General features: G+C 58.1%; 23 protein-coding genes. 19 read left to right on the top strand and 4 right to left on the bottom strand.

The window, feature by feature from the left end; genetic code table 11:
* The first annotated feature begins 235 nt into the window (after positions 1 to 235).
* The 17 genes from AO065_RS01340 to AO065_RS01260 all read left to right on the top strand — a co-directional run bounded on the left by AO065_RS01340 (position 236) and on the right by AO065_RS01260 (position 14,123).
* A complete protein-coding gene (locus AO065_RS01340) occupies positions 236 to 697 on the top strand; it encodes a hypothetical protein (protein WP_004884472.1) in 462 nt (153 codons plus the stop codon).
* Positions 698 to 882: 185 nt separating this feature from the next.
* Entirely contained in the window at positions 883 to 1,584 is a 702-nt protein-coding gene (locus tag AO065_RS01335) for a DUF3053 domain-containing protein (protein ID WP_004884473.1), read from the top strand.
* 151 nt (positions 1,585 to 1,735) lie between these two features.
* Entirely contained in the window at positions 1,736 to 1,933 is a 198-nt protein-coding gene (locus tag AO065_RS01330; protein WP_004884474.1) for a hypothetical protein, read from the top strand.
* A gap of 105 nt (positions 1,934 to 2,038) precedes the next feature.
* The gene (locus AO065_RS01325; RefSeq protein WP_004884475.1) at positions 2,039 to 2,605 is read left to right on the top strand and encodes a GNAT family N-acetyltransferase; all 567 of its coding nucleotides are present in this window, start codon (positions 2,039 to 2,041) and stop codon (positions 2,603 to 2,605) included.
* Between the two features lie 9 nt (positions 2,606 to 2,614).
* Positions 2,615 to 3,238, top strand: a complete 624-nt coding sequence (locus AO065_RS01320) for a glutathione S-transferase family protein (RefSeq protein WP_004884476.1) — start codon at positions 2,615 to 2,617, stop codon at positions 3,236 to 3,238.
* A gap of 63 nt (positions 3,239 to 3,301) precedes the next feature.
* Positions 3,302 to 3,727, top strand: coding sequence for a DUF3830 family protein (locus tag AO065_RS01315; protein ID WP_004884477.1), 426 nt, complete (start codon positions 3,302 to 3,304; stop codon positions 3,725 to 3,727).
* Between the two features lie 125 nt (positions 3,728 to 3,852).
* Complete coding sequence (locus tag AO065_RS01310; protein ID WP_004884478.1) at positions 3,853 to 4,296, top strand: hemerythrin domain-containing protein; 444 nt, start codon at positions 3,853 to 3,855, stop codon at positions 4,294 to 4,296.
* 48 nt (positions 4,297 to 4,344) lie between these two features.
* Positions 4,345 to 4,692 (top strand): hypothetical protein, encoded by a 348-nt coding sequence (locus tag AO065_RS01305; protein WP_004884479.1) that lies wholly within the window; start codon positions 4,345 to 4,347, stop codon positions 4,690 to 4,692.
* 335 nt (positions 4,693 to 5,027) lie between these two features.
* Positions 5,028 to 5,879, top strand: coding sequence for a transporter substrate-binding domain-containing protein (locus AO065_RS01300; RefSeq protein ID WP_004884480.1), 852 nt, complete (start codon positions 5,028 to 5,030; stop codon positions 5,877 to 5,879).
* Between the two features lie 65 nt (positions 5,880 to 5,944).
* Positions 5,945 to 6,607 carry an amino acid ABC transporter permease gene (locus tag AO065_RS01295; protein WP_004884481.1) on the top strand — a complete coding sequence of 221 codons (663 nt, stop codon included), beginning with the start codon at positions 5,945 to 5,947 and terminating at the stop codon, positions 6,605 to 6,607.
* A gap of 9 nt (positions 6,608 to 6,616) precedes the next feature.
* Positions 6,617 to 7,279: an amino acid ABC transporter permease gene (locus AO065_RS01290; protein WP_004884483.1), complete on the top strand. Its 663-nt coding sequence runs from the start codon at positions 6,617 to 6,619 to the stop codon at positions 7,277 to 7,279.
* Positions 7,276 to 8,067, top strand: a complete 792-nt coding sequence (locus AO065_RS01285; protein ID WP_004884484.1) for an amino acid ABC transporter ATP-binding protein — start codon at positions 7,276 to 7,278, stop codon at positions 8,065 to 8,067. Before AO065_RS01290 ends, AO065_RS01285 begins: the two co-directional genes overlap by 4 nt.
* Before the next feature lie 22 nt (positions 8,068 to 8,089).
* Complete coding sequence (locus tag AO065_RS01280) at positions 8,090 to 8,476, top strand: RidA family protein (protein ID WP_004884486.1); 387 nt, start codon at positions 8,090 to 8,092, stop codon at positions 8,474 to 8,476.
* A 56-nt stretch (positions 8,477 to 8,532) separates the two neighbouring features.
* Positions 8,533 to 9,315, top strand: coding sequence for an IclR family transcriptional regulator (locus AO065_RS01275; RefSeq protein ID WP_004884487.1), 783 nt, complete (start codon positions 8,533 to 8,535; stop codon positions 9,313 to 9,315).
* A gap of 24 nt (positions 9,316 to 9,339) precedes the next feature.
* The gene (locus AO065_RS01270) at positions 9,340 to 10,545 is read left to right on the top strand and encodes an amino acid deaminase (protein ID WP_004884489.1); all 1,206 of its coding nucleotides are present in this window, start codon (positions 9,340 to 9,342) and stop codon (positions 10,543 to 10,545) included.
* Positions 10,546 to 10,574: 29 nt separating this feature from the next.
* Positions 10,575 to 11,495: a 2-dehydro-3-deoxygluconokinase gene (kdgK, locus tag AO065_RS01265; protein WP_004884490.1), complete on the top strand. Its 921-nt coding sequence runs from the start codon at positions 10,575 to 10,577 to the stop codon at positions 11,493 to 11,495.
* A gap of 129 nt (positions 11,496 to 11,624) precedes the next feature.
* Positions 11,625 to 14,123, top strand: coding sequence for a UvrD-helicase domain-containing protein (locus tag AO065_RS01260; RefSeq protein ID WP_032651718.1), 2,499 nt, complete (start codon positions 11,625 to 11,627; stop codon positions 14,121 to 14,123).
* Between the two features lie 25 nt (positions 14,124 to 14,148).
* On the opposite strand, the gene AO065_RS01255 is transcribed toward AO065_RS01260, so the two are convergent.
* Complete coding sequence (locus AO065_RS01255) at positions 14,149 to 14,409, bottom strand: DUF1652 domain-containing protein (RefSeq protein ID WP_004884495.1); 261 nt, start codon at positions 14,407 to 14,409, stop codon at positions 14,149 to 14,151.
* Between the two features lie 356 nt (positions 14,410 to 14,765).
* On the opposite strand from AO065_RS01255, the gene AO065_RS01250 reads away from it, so the two are divergent.
* The gene (locus AO065_RS01250) at positions 14,766 to 15,845 is read left to right on the top strand and encodes a polyamine ABC transporter substrate-binding protein (RefSeq protein WP_004884497.1); all 1,080 of its coding nucleotides are present in this window, start codon (positions 14,766 to 14,768) and stop codon (positions 15,843 to 15,845) included.
* A gap of 16 nt (positions 15,846 to 15,861) precedes the next feature.
* Here AO065_RS01250 and AO065_RS01245 read toward each other — a convergent pair whose 3' ends face one another.
* The 3 genes from AO065_RS01245 to AO065_RS01235 are packed head-to-tail and all read right to left on the bottom strand — an operon-like array spanning position 15,862 to position 18,431.
* Positions 15,862 to 16,575: an ABC transporter ATP-binding protein gene (locus AO065_RS01245; RefSeq protein ID WP_004884499.1), complete on the bottom strand. Its 714-nt coding sequence runs from the start codon at positions 16,573 to 16,575 to the stop codon at positions 15,862 to 15,864.
* Between the two features lie 3 nt (positions 16,576 to 16,578).
* On the bottom strand, positions 16,579 to 17,424 hold the full coding sequence (locus AO065_RS01240; protein ID WP_004884501.1) for an ABC transporter permease: 846 nt from the start codon (positions 17,422 to 17,424) through the stop codon (positions 16,579 to 16,581).
* On the bottom strand, positions 17,421 to 18,431 hold the full coding sequence (locus tag AO065_RS01235; protein WP_004884502.1) for an aliphatic sulfonate ABC transporter substrate-binding protein: 1,011 nt from the start codon (positions 18,429 to 18,431) through the stop codon (positions 17,421 to 17,423). The genes AO065_RS01240 and AO065_RS01235 overlap by 4 nt, the downstream gene beginning before the upstream one ends.
* 486 nt (positions 18,432 to 18,917) lie before the next feature.
* On the opposite strand from AO065_RS01235, the gene AO065_RS01230 reads away from it, so the two are divergent.
* Complete coding sequence (locus AO065_RS01230) at positions 18,918 to 19,604, top strand: hypothetical protein (protein ID WP_029241855.1); 687 nt, start codon at positions 18,918 to 18,920, stop codon at positions 19,602 to 19,604.
* The last annotated feature ends 108 nt before the right edge of the window (positions 19,605 to 19,712 follow it).

Below are 19,712 nucleotides of genomic sequence, written 5' to 3'. Positions count from 1 at the left end.
AATAGTTCACCACGTTAAATCGCTGTTTTAGTCATGTATCCGGATTGTATCTGTTAGTTGTCCGAAGTTGCAGATGAATATCGAATATGAGTACGGTTGATTGGCTCGCCATCGTGATGAGGTGTCCAGGCGTAATGCGATGAAATACATGGATTTAAGTCAGCATGATGTCGTTATGATATTGCTTTGTGATATCATTTTAACTTGATGATTATCCAGCAACGGAGTTGCAAAAATGCGCCCAGCGTCACCCCTCAAAATCTTCCTCTTTGCCATCGCGGCCTTTGCCGTTACCGGTTGTGCGAGCATTGTCAGCGATTCGAAATACCCGGTAGCGGTGACATCCAGTCCGTCCGGCGCCGCTTACGAGATCGTCAATGAGGGTGGCGTTTCCGTTCGCTCGGGCGTGACGCCTGACGAGGTGACGCTGAGGGCTGGAGCGGGTTATTTCGACGGCGAGAAATACACGGTCACCTATCGCAAGGACGGCTATACCAGCAGCACTCAAACACTCGAGTCAGGCATTGACGGTTGGTACTGGGGCAACATTGTTATTGGCGGGCTGATCGGCATGTTGATCGTCGATCCCGCAACCGGCGCCATGTACACGCTACCGGAGAAGATCAATTCGACACTGACGGTGGCGCCGGTTTCGGCAATCTCTGCTGTTGGGCAGTCTTCGGTGCAGGTTCAGTAGCTGCGGGCCGATACGCTCTTGTATCGGGCTTCAGGAATTCAAACGCCGCGCCTTCCCAGAAAGAGCGCGGCGTTTTTACGCGTGTCAGGGGAACTAGATGATGGCATTGCGAGACTATAGGTTCGCTTATGTTCGACAGGCTGTCTGATCGAGCACGCATTCTTATGATCTCGGAGATCCATGACATGAAGTCCTTTTTTCGTCCTGCTCTGCTGCTGGCTGTTGCGCTGCCCCTGGTACTGGCTGGTTGTGGTGACAAGGAGCCGGAGCAGCGCGCCGCGTTCACGCAGTTCCTGCAGACCCGCATTGTCGACAAGCCTGGCGTTCGGGTTCCCACGCTGACCGAGGATGAAAAGAAATCTTTCGGCGATTACAGTTCCCACTATGCCGTCATCTCGGATTTCAACGCAGGGATGGATGCTTCGGTCAAGCCATTGAATGAGCTTGTGCAAAAAGGCGCTATTCGTTCGTTGAATGACGTGATGGAGCGCCGCGCCGACCTGAAGGCTGTGCAGACAGGCCTCAACGATATGGGCGAGCAGCTGACCAAAGAGCAGGCCAAGGCTGATGCCGCTCATGAGAAGCTTAAGCAGCCGGACGATCTGAAAGCGGTCTACAACAAGGCCTATGACAAGACTGTCAGCGTGCCGGCCAATACCTTTCGCGAAATCCTGCCGCAAATCAATGGCACATTCGATAGCACGCTGAAGATTGCCGACTATGTCGATGCGCACAAATCGCAGATCGATCTGTCGGGTTCGGTTGCGAAAGTTAATGACCCAGTCGTGCAGACCGAACTCAACAAGTTGCTGCAGGACCTCAACGCACAGGCGAAAAACGTCCAACAGGCGCAAGCCCGCTTGCAGTCTGTCATGCTGGGTCGCTGATCCGGACTCTTGCCTGAAGGCTGATAGCCTTCAGGCCCATGATGAAACCGGTCGATCGAACAATCGACCGGTTGCGATTTGCCCGTCACCGCCTAGTCTGTCTGGCAGACAGTCTGACGCCCTGTCAGACCTTGCAGTGAGGAGGTATCCCATGTCGACAATACCACCACTTTTCAACGACGAAGTTCCTGCCTGGGATCGTTATGCGGCGGCTGCGCTCAGCACGACGATCACGTGCACCGAGACGGCAGAGGAGGCGGTAGTCGCTGCTGCCGACCTTGCAGACAAACTCGTCAAGGAACGCGAGAAACGGATCAAGGCTGCCAAAGAACAGCTTTTCCAGCATTGAACTTCACTTCGAGCCTGGTCCTGGACCGGGCTCGCTGGCCGATAAAGGGGCCTTCCTGATGTATGATCCGGAGTTCGTCGTTCACCTTTTCCGGCCAGTCGCTCAATGATTAATACCACCTCATTTGATTTGGTCCTGCGCGAAGCCGTGGTCGAGGATTCGTTGTGTGTGGCGGTATTGGGGCTGCAGGTGTTTCTGGATACTTATGCCACTGAGGGCATTCGTGATTCGATTGCTCGTGAGGCGCTGGAAGCCTTTTCCCAAGCGTCCATTGCCGGGATCATTGCTCAGCCCGGTACATTCGTTATCGTTGCCGAATCTCATGGGCATCTGGTGGGATTTGCCCAAGTGGCGCTGCTGACTGCGCACGAAATGATCGACACTGCGCAGGCGGCCGAACTGCAGCGTCTGTATGTACAGGAACGGTTTACCGGGCTGGGAGTAGGGAAGCGCCTGCTCAGGGCTGCCGAACAGCAGGCCGCACTCGGCGGCGCGCTTCTGCTTTGGGCGACGGTCTGGGTGGGCAACGATCGCGCGCTGGGTTTCTATCCGCAAATGGGCTACAGGCTCGAGGGCGCGCCGATGTATGTGTTACAAGGCGAAGAACACGAGAATCGGCTATACGCCAAACGGCTGAATGGTTTTGAACCGAAGGACATGGATCCGCAATAAGGACATTGAATGTTACGCATATTGGGCAAGGCGTCTTCCATCAACGTGCGGAAGGTATTGTGGGCATGCGAGGAACTGGCAATACCGTTCACCCAGGAAGACTGGGGCAGCGATTTCAGATCGACCAACAGTGCAGCGTTCCTCAGGCTTAATCCCAACGCCATGGTGCCAGTCATCATTGACGGTGATTTCGTGCTGTGGGAATCCAACACCATCATCCGTTATCTGGCCGGTCAGTATGGCGGCGAGCACCTTTATTCCAGGGCGCCGAAGGCACGGGCACGGGTTGATCAGTGGATGGACTGGCAGAGCTCTGACCTCAACACGTCATGGACTTATGCCTTCATGTCACTGGCACGCCGCTCGGCCAATTTTCAGGATGCAGACGCAGTTGCTGCGTCGCTTTCCATGTGGTCCAGGCACATGCAAGTGCTGAACAGCCAGCTCGAAAAGACCGGTACTTATGTGGCTGGCGAGCAGTTTTCTCTGGCTGACATTGCTGTCGGGCTTTCAGTCAATCGCTGGTTCGAAACGCCCTTCGAGCATCCCGACCTGCCTGCAGTCAATGGGTATTACGAACGGCTCAGTCATCGGCCGGGCTATCTGTTGTACGGACGAAACGGTATCTCGTGACGTCTGATGGCGTCAGTGTTTATCCTTCACGCCCACCTGATAATCATCAAAGGAAACGCGGCAGTGACCCTCATTAAAATAACCGCTGGCGGCTATTCGTTTCTGGCCGAAACCAATCCGGACGCGCCCAAGACTGTCGCTGCGTTCTTGAAGCTGCTGCCTTATAAGCAGAAGTTTATTCATGTGCGCTGGAGCGGCGAAGGTTGCTGGGTGCCGCTGGACGATTACGAATTGAAGCTCGACGACACGTTGGTCGGCTTTGAAAACGCCACCAGTCATCCTTCGGTGGGCGATATCCTGTTTTATCCCGGCGGCTACAGTGAGACGGAGATCATCCTGGCGTATGGGTCGTGCTGCTTTGCCAGCAAGATGGGGCAGTTGGCGGGTAATCATTTCCTGACGATCACCGAGGGCAAGGAAAACCTGCGCAAGCTGGGTGTGAAAACACTCTGGGAAGGGGCGCAGGACGTGGTGTTCGAGCTGGCTTGAGCGTTGCGTTCGACAAAATGCTGGCGAGATGCCGATTCGCCAGTATTTTTTGGAACCGCTGATCTTCGCGAAGGGTCTAGTCAACAATGCTTCCACAACCCGGAAGTCGAACTGGAGATCAGTCCTTGAATATTTTCGAAGCACTACGCGAAAGCCATGATCGTCAACGCGGCTATGCCGATGCACTGATCCAGACCAGCGGCGATTCAGAAGCAAGGGCTCAGGCCTACAAGCAACTCAAGGAAGAACTTCAGGCGCATGAAACCGCTGAAGAACGTTTCTTCTATATTCCGTTGATGGAGCACGACAACGGCATCGATCTGAGCCGTCACGCCATTTCCGAGCACCACGAAATGGACGAGATGATGGAAGAGCTGGACGAGACCGAAATGTCGAGCCCGGCCTGGCTGGCGACTGCAAAAAAGCTCTCCGAGAAAGTGCACCACCATTTGAAGGAAGAAGAGCAGAAGTTCTTCCAGATGGCTGGCAAGCTGCTCGACGAAAAGCAGAAGCAGTCCCTGGCGGGCAAGTACGTGAAAGAGTACGAAGAGCAAATCGCCGAAGGTTGACGGGTGACCGCGGTGCTAGAATCGGTTTTTTATCAGCGAAGGCATGACATGAAGTTAGCGATTCTGGTGATTGCGGCAGCGGTGTTGGTCGGATGCGCGGCGCCGTCGAATTCGGCACGTTCAGGCGGACCGTTCAAGATTCTCTCAAGCACCAAACCAGCGGCTGCCGTCGCCCAGTGCATTCAGGTGACCTGGCAGAACGAAGCCATGTTCGGCAGCTCTGCTGACGTGTTCATGGACAAGCTGTCTGGAGGGGGCTTCACTGTGTTCACCACAGAGACCCGTTACTTCGCGGACGTGCGTCCCCAGGGCGCAGCGTCTTCTGTCGATTTCTATGCCGCCCCGAGCGACACCCAGACAGGCCTGCGCTCCGCCGCCATCGCCACCTGCCTTTAAGCATCGCCCTTCAGGCCTGCCACTCTGGCGGGCCTTTGCTTGCAAAAAGCAACGCCAGTCCCGTCTTTTCAACCTTTGACCTCTGTGCGCCCACTTGCGGCGCGCACGCCCAGGTATGGGGCTTTGTTACCGAAATGTTTCTCTCAGTAGCGCCATCGTGTCCAAAGCGTTGAATGGCCCTATCGCAAAGCGATTCCCAGCCCTTTGATTCGCCTCATTTTTTTCGCAACCGGTTTTTGCCGGGCATTCTGTGGCACACTTTCTGCTCTCTATTCCGTTGTTACATACCTATATCCGCTATAGCGGAATAAAGACAACCCGGTGGAGTTCATGTGATGCGCTACGGACCTTCTTTTCTGAAAACCTGTGTATTTGCTTTTGCAGCGGCCGTCACCCTGGTCAATCCGGCAATAGCAGCAGAGGGCAGCAAACTGGACGCGGTATTGAAACGCGGCAATCTGGTGGTCGGCACGGGCAGCACCAATGCGCCGTGGCACTTTCAGGGGGCGGACGGCAAGTTGCAGGGGTTCGATATCGACATCGGCAGGATCATCGCCAAAGGCCTGTTCAACGATCCGAGCAAGGTCGAGTTCGTCGTCCAGTCGTCGGACGCGCGCATTCCCAATCTGCTGACGGACAAGGTGGACATCAGCTGCCAGTTCATCACCGTCACCGCCAGCCGTGCCCAACAGGTTGCGTTCACCTTGCCGTACTACCGGGAAGGCGTCGCGCTGCTGTTGCCTGCCAATAGCAAATACAAGGAAATCGATGACCTGAAAGCCGCAGGCGACGGCGTAACGGTTGCCGTGCTGCAGAACGTCTACGCCGAAGAACTGGTTCATCAGGCGCTGCCCAAGGCCAAGGTCGATCAGTACGACAGCGTTGACCTGATGTACCAGGCCATCAACTCCGGCCGTGCCGACACCGCTGCGACCGACCAGTCCTCGGTCAAGTACCTGATGGTGCAGAACCCTGGCCGCTATCGTTCGCCAGCCTTCGCCTGGAGCCCGCAAACCTATGCCTGCGCGGTCAAGCGTGGCGATCAGGATTGGTTGAACTTCGTCAACACCGCGCTGCATGAAGCCATGACCGGTGTCGAATTCCCGGCCTATGCCGCCTCGTTCAAGCAATGGTTTGGCGTAGACCTGCCAGTGCCTGCGATTGGCTTCCCGATGGAATACAAGTAAGTCGGATCGAACCTCTTGAAGGGCAGGGTGAGCTGAAATGCCAACCCTGCCGGGTACAGGTAACCATGAACTATCAGTTGAATTTTGATGCCGTCTGGCGCGATTTTCCGAGTCTGCTGGCGGGGCTGGGCCTCGGTCTGGAACTGGCCCTGATCTCGATTGCCATCGGCTGTGTGATCGGTCTGATGAACGCGTTCGCGCTGCTGTCGCGTTACCGCGCGTTGCGTATCGTGGCGTCGATCTACGTGACGGTGGTGCGAAACACACCCATTCTGGTGCTCATTCTGTTGATCTACTTCGCGCTGCCGGGCCTGGGCATTCGTCTGGACAAGCTGCCGTCGTTCGTCATCACCCTGTCGTTGTACGCAGGCGCTTATCTGACCGAAGTGTTTCGCGCCGGTCTGCTGAGCATTCACAAGGGCCAGCGTGAAGCGGGGCTGGCTATCGGTCTTGGCGAGTGGCAGGTGAGGGCGTACATCGTGGTTCCGGTGATGTTGCGTAACGTGCTGCCAGCGCTGTCCAACAATTTCATTTCACTGTTCAAGGACACCTCGCTGGCCGCAGCCATCGCAGTGCCGGAACTGACCTACTACGCACGCAAGATCAATGTCGAAAGCTACCGGGTGATCGAAACCTGGCTGGTGACCACTGCGCTCTATGTGGTGGCCTGCTATGCGATCGCCATGCTGCTGCGCGCCCTCGAACAACATCTGGCGATTCGCCGTTAGGAGGCTGTCATGTATCAACCCCCTGGCTGGCTGCAGGAAGTGTGGAATGCCCGTGAAGTGCTGTGGTCGGGTTTTCTGACCAGTATTCAGTGTTCGGCGCTGGCCATTCTGTTCGGCACCCTGATCGGCATGTTCGCCGGTCTGGTGCTGACCTACGGCGGATTTTTTGCGCGCCTGCCGATTCGGCTGTACGTCGATCTCATTCGCGGCACGCCGGTGTTCGTGCTGGTGCTCGCGGTGTTCTACATGGTGCCCGCGCTGGGCTGGCAGATCAGTGCCTTTCAGGCCGGTGCGCTGGGACTGACACTGTTCTGCGGCTCACACGTGTCGGAAATCGTACGCGGTGCCCTGCAGGCGATTCCGCGCGGACAACTGGAGGCAGGCAAGGCAATCGGGCTGCGGTTCGGCCAGTCGCTGCGCTACGTGCTGTTGCCGCAGGCCATGCGCCAGATCCTGCCGACCTGGGTCAACTCCTCGACCGAGATCGTCAAGGCTTCGACCCTGCTGTCGGTGATCGGCGTGGCCGAACTGCTGCTCAGCACCCAACAGGTGATCGCCCGGACCTTCATGACGCTGGAATTCTACCTGTTCGCCGGTTTTCTGTTCTTCCTCATCAACTACGCCATTGAGCTGCTTGGGCGACACATCGAAAAACGGGTGGCCTTGCCATGACACAAACCCAGACCAAAACGCTTTCACCCGCGTTGCTCAGCATCGAGGGCCTGCACAAATCCTACGGCACTGTCGAAGTGCTCAAGGGCGTCGATCTGCGCATGCAAAAAGGCAATGTCGTGACCCTGATCGGCTCCAGTGGCTCGGGCAAGACCACGCTGCTGCGCTGCGTCAACCTGCTGGAAGAGTTCCAGGGCGGACACATCCGGCTGGAAGGCCAGGACATCGGTTACAGCGAAATCAATGGCAAGCGCACCCGTCATCCCGAGCGCCTTATTGCTCAACACAGAGCCATGACGGGTATGGCGTTCCAGCAGTTCAACCTGTTTCCGCATTTGAGTGCGCTGCAAAACGTGACGCTCGGGCTGCTCAAGGTCAAAAAGATGCCCAAGGACCAGGCCGTGGCGCTGGCCGAGAAATGGCTGGATCGGGTTGGCCTGTTGTCGAGGCGCGATCACTTCCCCGGCCAGTTGTCTGGCGGTCAGCAGCAGCGCGTGGCAATTGCCCGAGCCATCGCCATGAATCCCAGTCTGATGCTGTTCGATGAAGTGACTTCGGCGCTGGACCCGGAACTGGTCGGCGAAGTGCTGAATGTCATCAAGGACCTGGCGGAAGAGGGCATGACCATGTTGCTGGTCACCCATGAGATGCGATTCGCTTACGAAGTGTCCGATCAGATTGTGTTCATGAATCAGGGCCGTATCGAGGAGCAGGGCCCGCCCAAGGCGCTGTTCGAGCAACCCAAGTCAGCGCGCCTGAGCGAATTTCTCAAAAACATCCGGTTTTAATATTTTCAAGAAGGAGAACCCCATGAGCATTACCCGTTATGGTGCTGGCAGCACTGCCGGGGGCGGCCAGCCCCGTCCATTTGCCCGCGCCGTCGAAGCCGATGGCTGGCTGCACGTCTCCGGGCAGGTCCCGGCGGTGGACGGCGAGATCATCGTCGGCGGTATCGTCGAGCAGACCCATCAGACCATGCGCAACCTGATCGCCATCCTGGAAGAGGCCGGTTACGAGCTCAAGGATGTGATCCGCGTCGGCGTCTGGCTGGAAGATCCACGCGACTTCTGGAGCTTCAACAAGGTCTTCGGTGAGTACTTCACGCCGGAGCACGCACCCGCACGCGCTTGTGTACAGGCCAACATGATGGTGGACTGCAAAGTCGAGATCGATTGCATCGCCTATCGGCAGAAGTAGCGGCTCAGATTTGCCGCCAGCCCGCGCTGGCGGCTCAACACTATGGATAGCAGCAGATGACCGACGTGACTCAAGCGAGCGAAGACACCATCAAGCGCCGTGCCCGCGGGCTGGACCGGGCGTTCGACATCCTCGACTTCCTCAAGGAAAAAGCCACGCCCATGCGGCCCAATGAGATTGCCAGCGGCATCGGCAGCCCCAAGTCCACGATCTACGAGCTGGTGGCTTCACTGCTGGAGCGACGGATTCTGGAGCCGGTCGGCAAGGACGGACATGTGTACCTCGGTCGCCAGCTGTATTTTCTGGGCCAGGCGCACTTGCGGCATTTTGATTTCACTCGCGAAGCAGAGGTGTGCCTGGGTGAGATTGTCAGCCAGACCCGGGAAACTGCGCAGATGTGCCTGCTCAATGGCCGTAAGTACACCGTGGCGCTGATGAAAGAAGGCGAGCGGCATTTCCGGATATCTTCGGACATTGGTGAAAACGCGCCGATTCCCTGGACGGCTTCCGGGCGCCTGCTGCTCAGCCACCTCAGTGACCAGGAGATCATCGACCTGATCGACCCGGAAGACTTCATTCTGCCGGGCGGCGAACGGCTGCCGCTGGACACCTTTCTGAGCGAGATCCGCAAGGCGGGTGAGGAAGGTTTCTTTTCCTTCGACAGCGTGGCCGACACCTTCACGCATTGCTTCGCCGCGCCGGTCAGGAACGAGCAGGGCCAATGCATCGCCACCCTGTGCATCGTTGCGCCGCGTGCCGATGCCAAGACTCATTACAGCGACTATCGCCGGGTGCTGATCGACAGTGCCAACGGCCTGGCTCGCCGAATCAACGAATAACGTGTTTTCAGCAGGAGATTACTGATGAGCATTGCCGTCATCGATAAGGGTTTCGCCCGGCCGGGAGACAGTCTGGTCAGCGACGTCAGCCTGCCTGCGCTGGTCGTTCACCAGCAGGCGCTTGATCACAACATTCGCTGGATGCAGACCTTCGCGACCAACAGCGGCGCCGAACTGGCACCGCATGGCAAGACCAGCATGGTGCCCGCGCTGTTCCGGCGGCAGATCGAGGAGGGCGCCTGGGGCATGACACTGGCGACCGCGGTACAGACCCAGGCCGCGTATGCCCATGGCGTGCGCCGTATCCTGATGGCCAACCAGTTGGTCGGCCAGCCCAACATGGCGCTGATTGCCGAGCTGCTGGCGGATTCGACCTTCGAATTTCACTGCATGGTCGACCATCCGGACAATGTCGCTGCACTGGGCGCATTCTTCGCCGAGCGTGGTCTGCGCTTGAACGTGATGATCGAGTACGGTGTGCCGGGCGGACGTTGCGGTTGTCGCACCGAAGCCCAGGTGCTCGAGTTGGCAGACGCCGTTCTGGCACAGCCTTCGTTGGCGTTGACCGGGATCGAGGGTTACGAAGGCGTGATTCATGGTGATCACGCCATCAGTGGCATTAAGGCATTTGCGGCTTCGCTGGTGCGCCTGGCGGTCGAATTGCAGGACAAGGGCGCGTTCGCGCTGGATCGGCCGATCGTCACCGCGTCAGGTTCGGCCTGGTATGACCTGATCGCCGAGGCGTTCGATGAGCAGGCGGTGCGCGAGCGGTTTCTCAGCGTATTGCGCCCCGGCAGTTATGTGGTGCACGACCATGGCATCTACAAGGATGCGCAATGCTGCGTGCTGGACCGGCGTGCCGAGCTGAGCGAAGCGCTACGACCGGCGCTGGAAGTCTGGGCCCACGTGCAGTCCATGCCGGAGCCAGGCTTTGCGGTCATCGCCATGGGCAAGCGTGATGTCGCCTATGACGCAGGCATGCCGAATCCGTTGCGCCGTTACAAGGCGGGTGTACTGCCTGCCAGCGGCGATGACGTCAGCGGCTGCAAGGTCACGGCTGTGATGGATCAGCACGCGTTCATGACCGTGGCGCCCGATTGTGAGCTGAAGGTGGGCGACATCATCGCCTTCGGCACATCGCATCCATGTCTCACCTTCGACAAGTGGCGTTCAGGTTGCCTGGTGGATGATGACCTGCGGGTGATCGAGCCCTTCAGCACGTACTTCTGATTCCACGCGTACAGAGGAGTGACCGCCACATGAGCCTTCCACGTGTCGCCTTGATCGGCGAATGCATGATCGAGTTGCAGCAGCATGCTGACGGCAGTCTGCGCCAGAGCTTTGGTGGGGACACCTTGAACACGGCGGTCTATCTGGCCCGCTTGCTGGGCAGCGGGCAGGTGGACTACGTCACCGCGCTCGGCGACGACAGCTTCAGCGATGCCATGTGCAAGGTCTGGTCGGAAGAGGGGATCGGTCTGGGCAAGGTGCAGCGCCTGCCAGGCCGCTTGCCGGGGCTGTACTGCATCCAGACCGATGCCAATGGCGAGCGACGGTTTCTGTACTGGCGCAACGAGGCAGCAGTGCGCGACTGCTTCATGACACCGGCAGCCGAGCCGATTCTCGCCGCATTGACCAGTTACGATGTGCTGTATTTCAGCGGCATCACCTTGGCGGTGCTGGGTGCCGAAGGCCGGTCGCGTTTGCTCATGATGCTCGCCAAGGCCCGCTCACGCGGTGCCAAGGTTGCCTTTGACAACAACTACCGGCCCCGGTTGTGGGCCAGTGTCGAGCAGGCACGTGAGGCTTATCTTGCCTGCCTGCCGTATGTGGACCTGGCATTGCTGACCGAAGACGACGAGCAGGCGCTGTACGGATATACCGACACCGACCAGTTGCTGACGGCCTATCGGCAGCGCGGGATTGATGAAATCGTCATCAAGCGGGGCGCACAGAGCTGCATCGTGGAAACCGACGGCAAGCGTTTCGAGATTCCCACGCAAAAGGTAGAGCGGGTAGTCGACACCACGGCCGCCGGGGATTCGTTCAGCGCTGCGTATCTGGCGGCCCGACTCAAGGGTGAACACCCACAGCAGGCGGCTGAAGCCGGGCATCGGCTGGCGGGTATCGTCATTCAGCATCCGGGTGCACTGGTGCCGAAATCCGTCATGCCGCAGTAATGGCATCTACCGCATTACATGCAGTTGATCGGCTAACGCACTGAGTGCAAAGCATTTCGCTGGAACCTGAGCGCGAATCCAGCCACCATAGGCGTCCTTTTTGCCCACGAGCCCATGACCGGAGTCTGCGTGCCCGACGACCTGCCTTCTGCGCTTCCCCATGACCTGGATGTCGATCTCAACCCTCCCGAGCAGTTGCCGTTCCTCAAGCGGCTGTTGGCACGGCTGCTCGGCCGCAGCCTGACCGGGCTGGGGTCGCAGCACATGCCGTCGTGGTTTCAGGGGCATGCCGATGGTTACCTGAACGGGCACATCGAAGGCGTCAGGGAAGGTTACGCCGACGGTTACATGGACGGTCAGCAGGAAGGCCGTCAGGTGCTGGTGATCAGCGACACGCGCCCGGCAAAGCACCGCGGCCCCAAGGTGGACGATCACCTGTTCGACGACTGGCGGCTGGCGCTCACGCCTGAACTGAAAAAACGCATCAAGAGTGATGTCGCCGAAAAACTCCCCGCGCATGCTCAGCCAAGTGCGGCACAGTGGAAAATGATCTTCAGCGACACGCCGTCTACCTATGTGATTGCCGGTGCAGGCGCAGGCAAATCCACGTCGCTGGTGCTGCGCATCCTGTTGCTTCATCACTACCTGGGCTACGAGCTGGATGCGATGACCGTGGTGACCTTCACCCGCGAGTCACGCAAGGACTTCATCAACAAGCTGATCGACGTCATGGCCCTGTGGGGGCATGCGTTGAGCCAGAAACAGGCGCGCGATGTGGTGCGTACCTTCCACTCACGCATTCTGCCGCTGGTACGCAGCCTGCCTGGCTTCGAACAGTTGCGAGCCTTCGAGACGCTCGACAGCCAGACGTCCACTCAGGAAGACGCCGACAGCAATCCGTTCGATCTGCGCATCAACGATGCCCAGCGCCATCAGATGAACCTCTGTTATCGCGACCTCTATGCCAGCAATGAGCGTTTCCGGGAGGTGATGGCGCCGTTGTATCGCCACGCCCTGCAGCTCAAGGAGCTGGACCGCGACCATCCCGATGTGCAGAAACGGGTGGCGGTGACGGAGCTATCTTCGAAACGGGACGAGGAGTGGTGCGATACCGTCGAGGACCTGTGGATACGCGCCAAGGCCTGGCCTATAAAAGGCATTGAGCCCATGCGGCAAACCGTTGAAATCAATGGTTTTCCGTTCCATTTCCACGGCTACATTGCCGAGCTGGATGCATGGGTCGTTCTGGGGCTGGATTCGAGTGAGGACCAGCAGCTCAAGCGACCCGGGGCGAAATTGCCGGTCTGGGCGGAAGGCGTCATCAAGCGCACCCTGTTTCAAGCTTTCTGCAATAAGCCATTGATATGGATGGATAATTACGATTCGGCGAACAAGGTCATGCAGTCGCTTGCCGGGTCCGCCGTTGCCGGTCCCGGTTTCGACTATCGGGTCAAGGGCGAACTCAGCGCCGGACCTTTGCTGGACTGTTTTGTGACGGCTGCAAGCTTCATCGAGAACCTGGGCCTGGACGTGCCGAGTGCCGTTGCCGAGATGAGCTTTGCCAGCGACGACCCGGACCGGTTTTTCTTCGAAGCCCTCAGCCTGTTCTGGAAAGCCTTCGAGCAGCACCTGCTGGCCCAGTCTCCACCGGTCATGACGTACAACCGGATGTTCGCGCTGTTCGGGGAAACCTCGCCGGAGAACCTCAGGCATGTCAGTGACCCTTTACTGCGTCCTCTGTCGCACCTGATGATCGATGAGTTTCAGGACGTCTCGCCGCAGATCGTTTCGTGGATTCGCACCTGTCTGCGCGAAATCCGCCGACGTGGACCGGCGATGCACGTCGGGCGTATTGCCCAGCATTCGTCACTGCTCTGCGTGGGCGATGACTGGCAGTCGATCTACGGCTGGCGCGGGAGTTCGCCAAAGTACTTCATGGAGTTCGCCAAGGAATTCCCGTCGCCGGCGACCACCAAAGTCATGCTCAGCGAAAACTACCGCAGCCATCAGCACATCATCGATGCGGCCGAGCATATCGTTCGGGCGGCGCCAGCGATTCCCGGCAAGAAAGCCCGGGCCAGCGGTGCGCCTCAGGAGTTGCTGCCAGTCAGCGTGCGTGATCGGGATGAGGACGAGCTTGCCGAGCGGGTCGCCGAGCATTACAACGACGGCGACTCGATCCTGCTGCTGTACCGCAAGGGCAGCGAAAAGGCCCGTTTCTCACAGCGGCTTCAGGCGCTGATCGACACTGACACCCTGCTCGGCACGCAGAACCGACGCATCAGGACGCTGACGTACCACAGCTCCAAAGGGTTGCAGGCCGATGCTGTGTTTCTGCTTGGCGATTGCCAGCACCTGACCGTTTCGCCCTACAAGAATCAGGTTTATCGCCTGGCGGGTCTTGGCGATGCCAATGACTTGCAACCGTTCGATTCGGCACAGAAGGATGAAGTGCTGCGCCTGGCCTATGTCGCCATTACGCGTGCAGCCCGGCATTGCTACTGGTATGTCGAAGAGAGTACCGGCGGCACTGACAGCGTTCAGACGCCCAAGGCATCGGACAGGGTCGCAGGTGACAAGCCCTTCTTCGAAGACGTGCGCCAGAAGTCACTGACAGGCAGTCAGTGACGCGCTGTTTGCATCGGAATTGATATCAGGAAAAGCCGACCAGTTGAGTGTGGGCACCGAACAATTCAAGTTCGGTCTCGATGGCCTCGATGATTCGTTCCACATCCGCAGCGTTCATGACCGTGGCGCAGGGCAGCCCGGCAATGGCCAGTACCGTCTCGCCACTGGCTCGGTCGAACAGTCGGGCGATCATGCTGCTGGGCGCGTCCATGCTGGCTTCAAAGCCTACCGGATGAAAATGCCAGCGCATGAGTTGGCATGCATTGGGGAACGTTACCTTGTTCATGGCTATATTCATGACGATGGCCCACCTGATTCAATCGAGCACTTCCGGGCTCCATAGGGTAGGGAGACCCACCGAGACTCAACCTGCAAAAGCCCGAGAGAGCGGGTAAGAATTACCGAGGTAATTCCTGGCCGCATCATGCTGCTTTCCTACGGTGTTATCAGAGCGGTCTGACCAGCACTAAAAATAGCACCCGACAACAGGGTCATGGAAAAATTTTTTATGACGCAGCAAGTTTTTTTCAGTTATTTGATGCGCATCAATATCGAGTATTCGTGAAGGGCGTTCTGTGCAGGTCTTGTGGCCTTGTCGTGCACTAGGGCAAGCTGTCGCCATTGACCCGAGGAAAAACAATAATGCTGAAAAAAGCCCTTGCTGCGCTGGTGTTGCTGGCTTCGACCAGCCATGCGGCGGAGACGGTCAATATCTACAACTGGACCGACTACATCGCGCCGGACACGTTGAAGAATTTCGAGTCCGCCACGGGCTTCAAGGCCGTGTACGAGACCTATGAAACCAATGAAGAGCTGAACGCGAAGCTGATGGCCGGGCATTCGGGCTATGACGTGGTTTTTCCGTCCGTTCACTTCATGGGGCGGCAGATAGACAAGGGCTTGTTGACCACGCTTGACAAGCGTCAGCTGCCGAACTGGAAGAACCTGAATCCGGTATTGCTCAAGGCGCTGGAAAGCAGTGATCCCGGCAACCAGCACGGCTTTCCGTATCTGTGGGGCAGTACCGGTATCGGCTACAACGTGGCTCAGGTGAAAGCGGTACTTGGAAAAGATATGCCGCTGGATTCGTGGGACCTGATTCTGAAACCCGAAAACATGAAGAAACTTGCCCAGTGTGGCGTCGCCATCCTGGACAGCGCGCCCGCCATGTTGCCCATTACCCTGAATTATCTGGGGCTTGAACCGCACAGTGAAAACCCTGCCGATTACAGCAAGGCGCAGACTGTGTTGAACAGCGTACGCCCGTACATTCGTGATTTCAGTTCATCGCAGTACATCGCGGATCTGGCAGAAGGCAAAATCTGTGTCGCCGTGGGCTACTCGGGGGACATCTCCCAGGCTCAGGAGAAGGCAGAGCAGGCGGGCAACAAGGTCACCGTCCACTACATGGTTCCCAAAGAAGGCGCGCCGATGTGGTTCGACATGGTCGCCATACCGGCCGATGCTCCCGACCCGAAAGCCGCCTATGCGTTTCTTAACTACCTGCTGCGCCCGGAAGTCATTGCCAGAATTACCAATGTCGTGCACTACGCCAATGGTAACGAAAAAGCCGACGCCTTGATCAGCCCTGCGTTGTGGACGGACACCGATATCTATCCTGACGCGGAAACGCTCGGGCGCATGTTTGCCATGAGCCCGTTGCCGACCAAAATCGATGCGTTGCGGGTCGGTATCTGGAATGACATCAAGGCGGGCAAGTAGTACCTCGCGACCGCGCTCAGATCAGATGGGCCTGCTGCAACTCGGTCAGGGCCTGGGCCTTGAGGCTGGCCAGCCGCGGGTCACGTCGATCCCGTGGCGTGTTCAGGTCCACCGTCAGTTCGTGCACTATTCTGCCGGGGCGGCTGCCCATGACCAGCACCCGGTCACTCAGGTACAGCGCTTCATCCACGTCGTGGGTCACCAGCAGCAGGGTGATGGCGTGGCGGCTGGCCAGTTGCAGCAACAGGTCCTGAAGCTTCATGCGGGTAAACGCATCCACGGCACTGAACGGTTCGTCCAGCAGCAGAACGGCCGGATGGGAGTACAGGCCGCGGGCGATCGCCACGCGTTGCGCCATGCCACCGGACAGCGCCTTGGGCAGGGCCTCGGCAAAGCCGGTCAGGCCCACTTCATCGATCAGTTGCCGGACCCAGACACGGTCGTAATGCCCGTCATCACTGAAGCCGATGTTCTGCTCGACGGTTAACCATGGCATCAGCCGCGGCTCCTGAAAAACAAACGCCACTTCACCCAGCAGCCTGTTTACCTTGCCCTGAAAGTCGCGCTCAAGGCCGGCGGCGATTCTCAGCAGGGTGCTTTTGCCACAACCGCTTGGACCAAGCAGACTGACGATTTCACCCGCCTGCAACGACAGATCGATGTCCCGCAGGACAGTGCTCTCGGCAAAGGCCTTGTGTGTAACGCGAATTTCCATCAATGCAGCAGCCATTGATCAACCCTCCTGGCTCTGGCCGTTGAATGCGTCGCGCCAGCTCAGACAACGTCTTTCCAGCCTCGCCAGTAAGCCGTCACTCAACTTGCCCAGGCTTGCCAATACGACAATGGCGGCCAGAACGATGTCGGGGCGCGAGGTTTCGCGGCCGTCGCTGAGCAGGTACCCCAGGCCTTTTGTGGCGGCGATGAGTTCGGCCGCGACCAGAAACATCCACGCCAGGCTCATGCCGCTGCGCAGTCCGGTGAACAGGCCGGGCAGGGCGGCTGGCAGAAGAATCCGCCGTGTCAGGCGATAACGGCTGAAGCCGTACATTTGCCCGACCTCCACCAGTTTGCGATCAATGCCGCGAATGGCTGCCACGCCATTGAGGTAGACCGGAAAAAACGCGCCGATGGCAATCAGCACGATCTTGGAAGTTTCTCCGATACCCAGCCACAAGAGCAGCAATGGCACCCACGCCAGGCTCGGGATCGAGCGCAGTCCGGCAAACGTGGGTTCCAGATAGGCCTCGGCTTCACGGCTCAGGCCCACCCAGGCAGCGAACAACAGCGCCAGGCTCGCACCGATGGCAAAACCACTGAGTACACGCAGCAGGCTGGCACCGATGTGCTTCCACAACGAGCCCTCGGCCAGATCACCCAGGGTCATCACGATCTCGCTGGGCGCAGGCATCTGGTAGGAAGGCAGCCAGCCGATCCTCACGACCAGCTCGAGAAACACGATAATCAGGGCAGGTAATACCAACCCTTTACCTAGTGCTTTATGTTTTCCCCATACTCCGCGTTTTGGCTCGGTGAACAGGGCAGGCTGCGCACCCGGCAGCGTTTTTTCTGCACGATTCATTGATGAGCGATCACGGAAGCCGAAAAGTCAGGCGTGATCAACTGCTCGACGACCTGCTCGACGTTCACGCCTTTGCGCACCAGCTCTTCGGAGACCAGAATCGGCGCTGCGGCCTTGGAGGACTCGACATCCTTTGCGCTCAGTTGCGGCGCACTCAGGTCAGTCCGTGACAATTGCAGGCGGGCCACTTCCAGTGGCAGGCCAGACTCCTGGGCCAGCAATCTGGCCAGTTCATCCGGGTTCTTGACTGCCCAGTCCCGCGCTTTCTCATAAGCCGTCAGGACCGTTTTTATCGCCTCAGGGTGCTCTTTGGCGTACGTCTCGGTGACACTCAGCACGCCATAACTGTTGAAATCCTTGTTGCGATACAGCAGCCGCGATCCTGCCTGAATCTGGCTGGCGGCCATGTGCGGATCAAGACCTGCCCAGGCGTCCACGTCGCCTTTCTCCAGAGCGATACGGCCATCCGGGTGTTGCAGGTGCAGCAGTTCCACGTCGTCTTTCTTCAGGCCGGCCTGTTGCAACGCGCGCAGGGTGAACAGGTACGGGTCGGTGCCTTTGGTGGCAGCGATCTTCGTGCCTTTGAGGTCTGCCACTGTTTGCAGAGGCGAATCCTTGCGCACCACGAACGCCGTCCATTCCGCTCGGCTGTAGACATACACCGACTTGATAGGGCTGCCATTGGCACGAGCCAGCACTGCCGACAGACTGGCCGAAGAGGCGAAGTCGACACTGCCGCTGTTGAGGTATTCCAGTGAACGGTTGCTGCCCTGGCTCAGGACCCAGGTCACCTTCGATTGCGGCAATGCCTGCTCCAGCCAGCCGAAATGTTTGAGCGCAAGGCTCACGGGTGAGTAGTAGGCATAATCCAGATGGATTTCCGCAGGCATTGTTTCAGCCGCCTGGGCCATCGGCTGCAGCGCAAAGGCCAGCGCGAGACTGGTCAGCAACCCCTTGGCGAGCACATGGGGAGTCTTCAGGCGAAACGCAGAACGAAGTGATGGCATGGGTAGGTGTCCGGATCAGGAAGAGGGGCGTCGCCGAGCCTGTTATTTCCAATTCAGCAGTTGGATGCGTATCAGGTGCTTAAAAGGGAATATGCAGCCTCTGTGCCAGATGCAATCCGGGGTGATGCAGCGTGGTTTGTCGCGATCCTGGCTGCTGGTAGTGTTGCCTGAAGCACAGGATTGTTCGCAGACTGTTGCTCCACCAACAGTCGAAACCGGATGCGCAGGACCTGCCTTGTTTGGGTTTTTTGTAGAAAAATCAGGCTTTTTTCAGCCTCAAGTGCAACAGAAAGGGATTTTCGGACTCCTATCGTCCGTATTCTTCATTCCGCAACATTGCAGTACTAGTCTTTATCCGTGATCAAGGGACACGTATTCGACTGATCCGCAGGGACAGAAAAAGGGTGGCGAACCCGCTATGGCAAGCGCCTTCGCATCAGCAACACGCTGAATTTTCCCTTAACCGCGTACCGGACTCAGACAATAATGAATATTCCCAAACTCTCATTGAGCAGCCGACTTCAGCGGCGTATTGCCTGGATTACCCTTCCTTCCGTACTGATGGTTTCAGCCGTGCTGCTGTTTTCCATGGGCAAAGGCGTGTATGCCGACCCGAAAAACGGCACTCAGACTCTGGTTTTCCTGCGTCATGCCGAAAAGCCCTCCATGGGCCTTGGGCAGTTGAATTGTCAGGGTCTCAATCGCGCCATCGAACTGTCCGAACTGCTGCCGAAGGAATTCGGCAAGGCCGACTTCATCTTTGCCGCCAATCCAAGCAGGCACGTGGAAGAGGGTGATGGCGACCTTTCCTACAGTTACGTTCGCCCCCTGATGACCGTTGGCCCGAGTGCAATCAAGCTGGGCCTGCCGATCAACATCGACTTCGGTGCCAACGACACCAGCGATCTGGCTGACGAGTTGATGCACGACAAGTACCACAACGCAATCATCTACACCGCCTGGTCACATGGCTATCTGCCGGAACTGATCAACAAGGTGGCCAAGGAAGCGTCCGGCAAGGACGTCAAGCTGGTCAACGATTGGGAAGGCGATGATTTCGACTCAGTGGTCGTCGTGACCCTGAAGTGGGTCGACGGCAAGGCCACGCTGGAATACAAGAACCACAAACAGGGCCTGAACAACGGAACCGAAGCGTGTCCGCAGTCGACGTGAGAACGTCGCCGATAAGTTGCTGAGTACATGGGATCATTGTGGGAGGCGCCACCACGTCTTCGACGTAGCGCTGTCGCGCATCAAACTGGTTCATCGTAAAGTTGAAGG

It is taken from the genome of Pseudomonas viridiflava (assembly GCF_001642795.1).
Taxonomy (GTDB): Bacteria; Pseudomonadota; Gammaproteobacteria; order Pseudomonadales; family Pseudomonadaceae; genus Aquipseudomonas; species Aquipseudomonas viridiflava.
The sequence above is the reverse complement of the archived record's forward strand: the minus strand, read 5'-3'. Positions and strand labels throughout refer to the sequence as shown.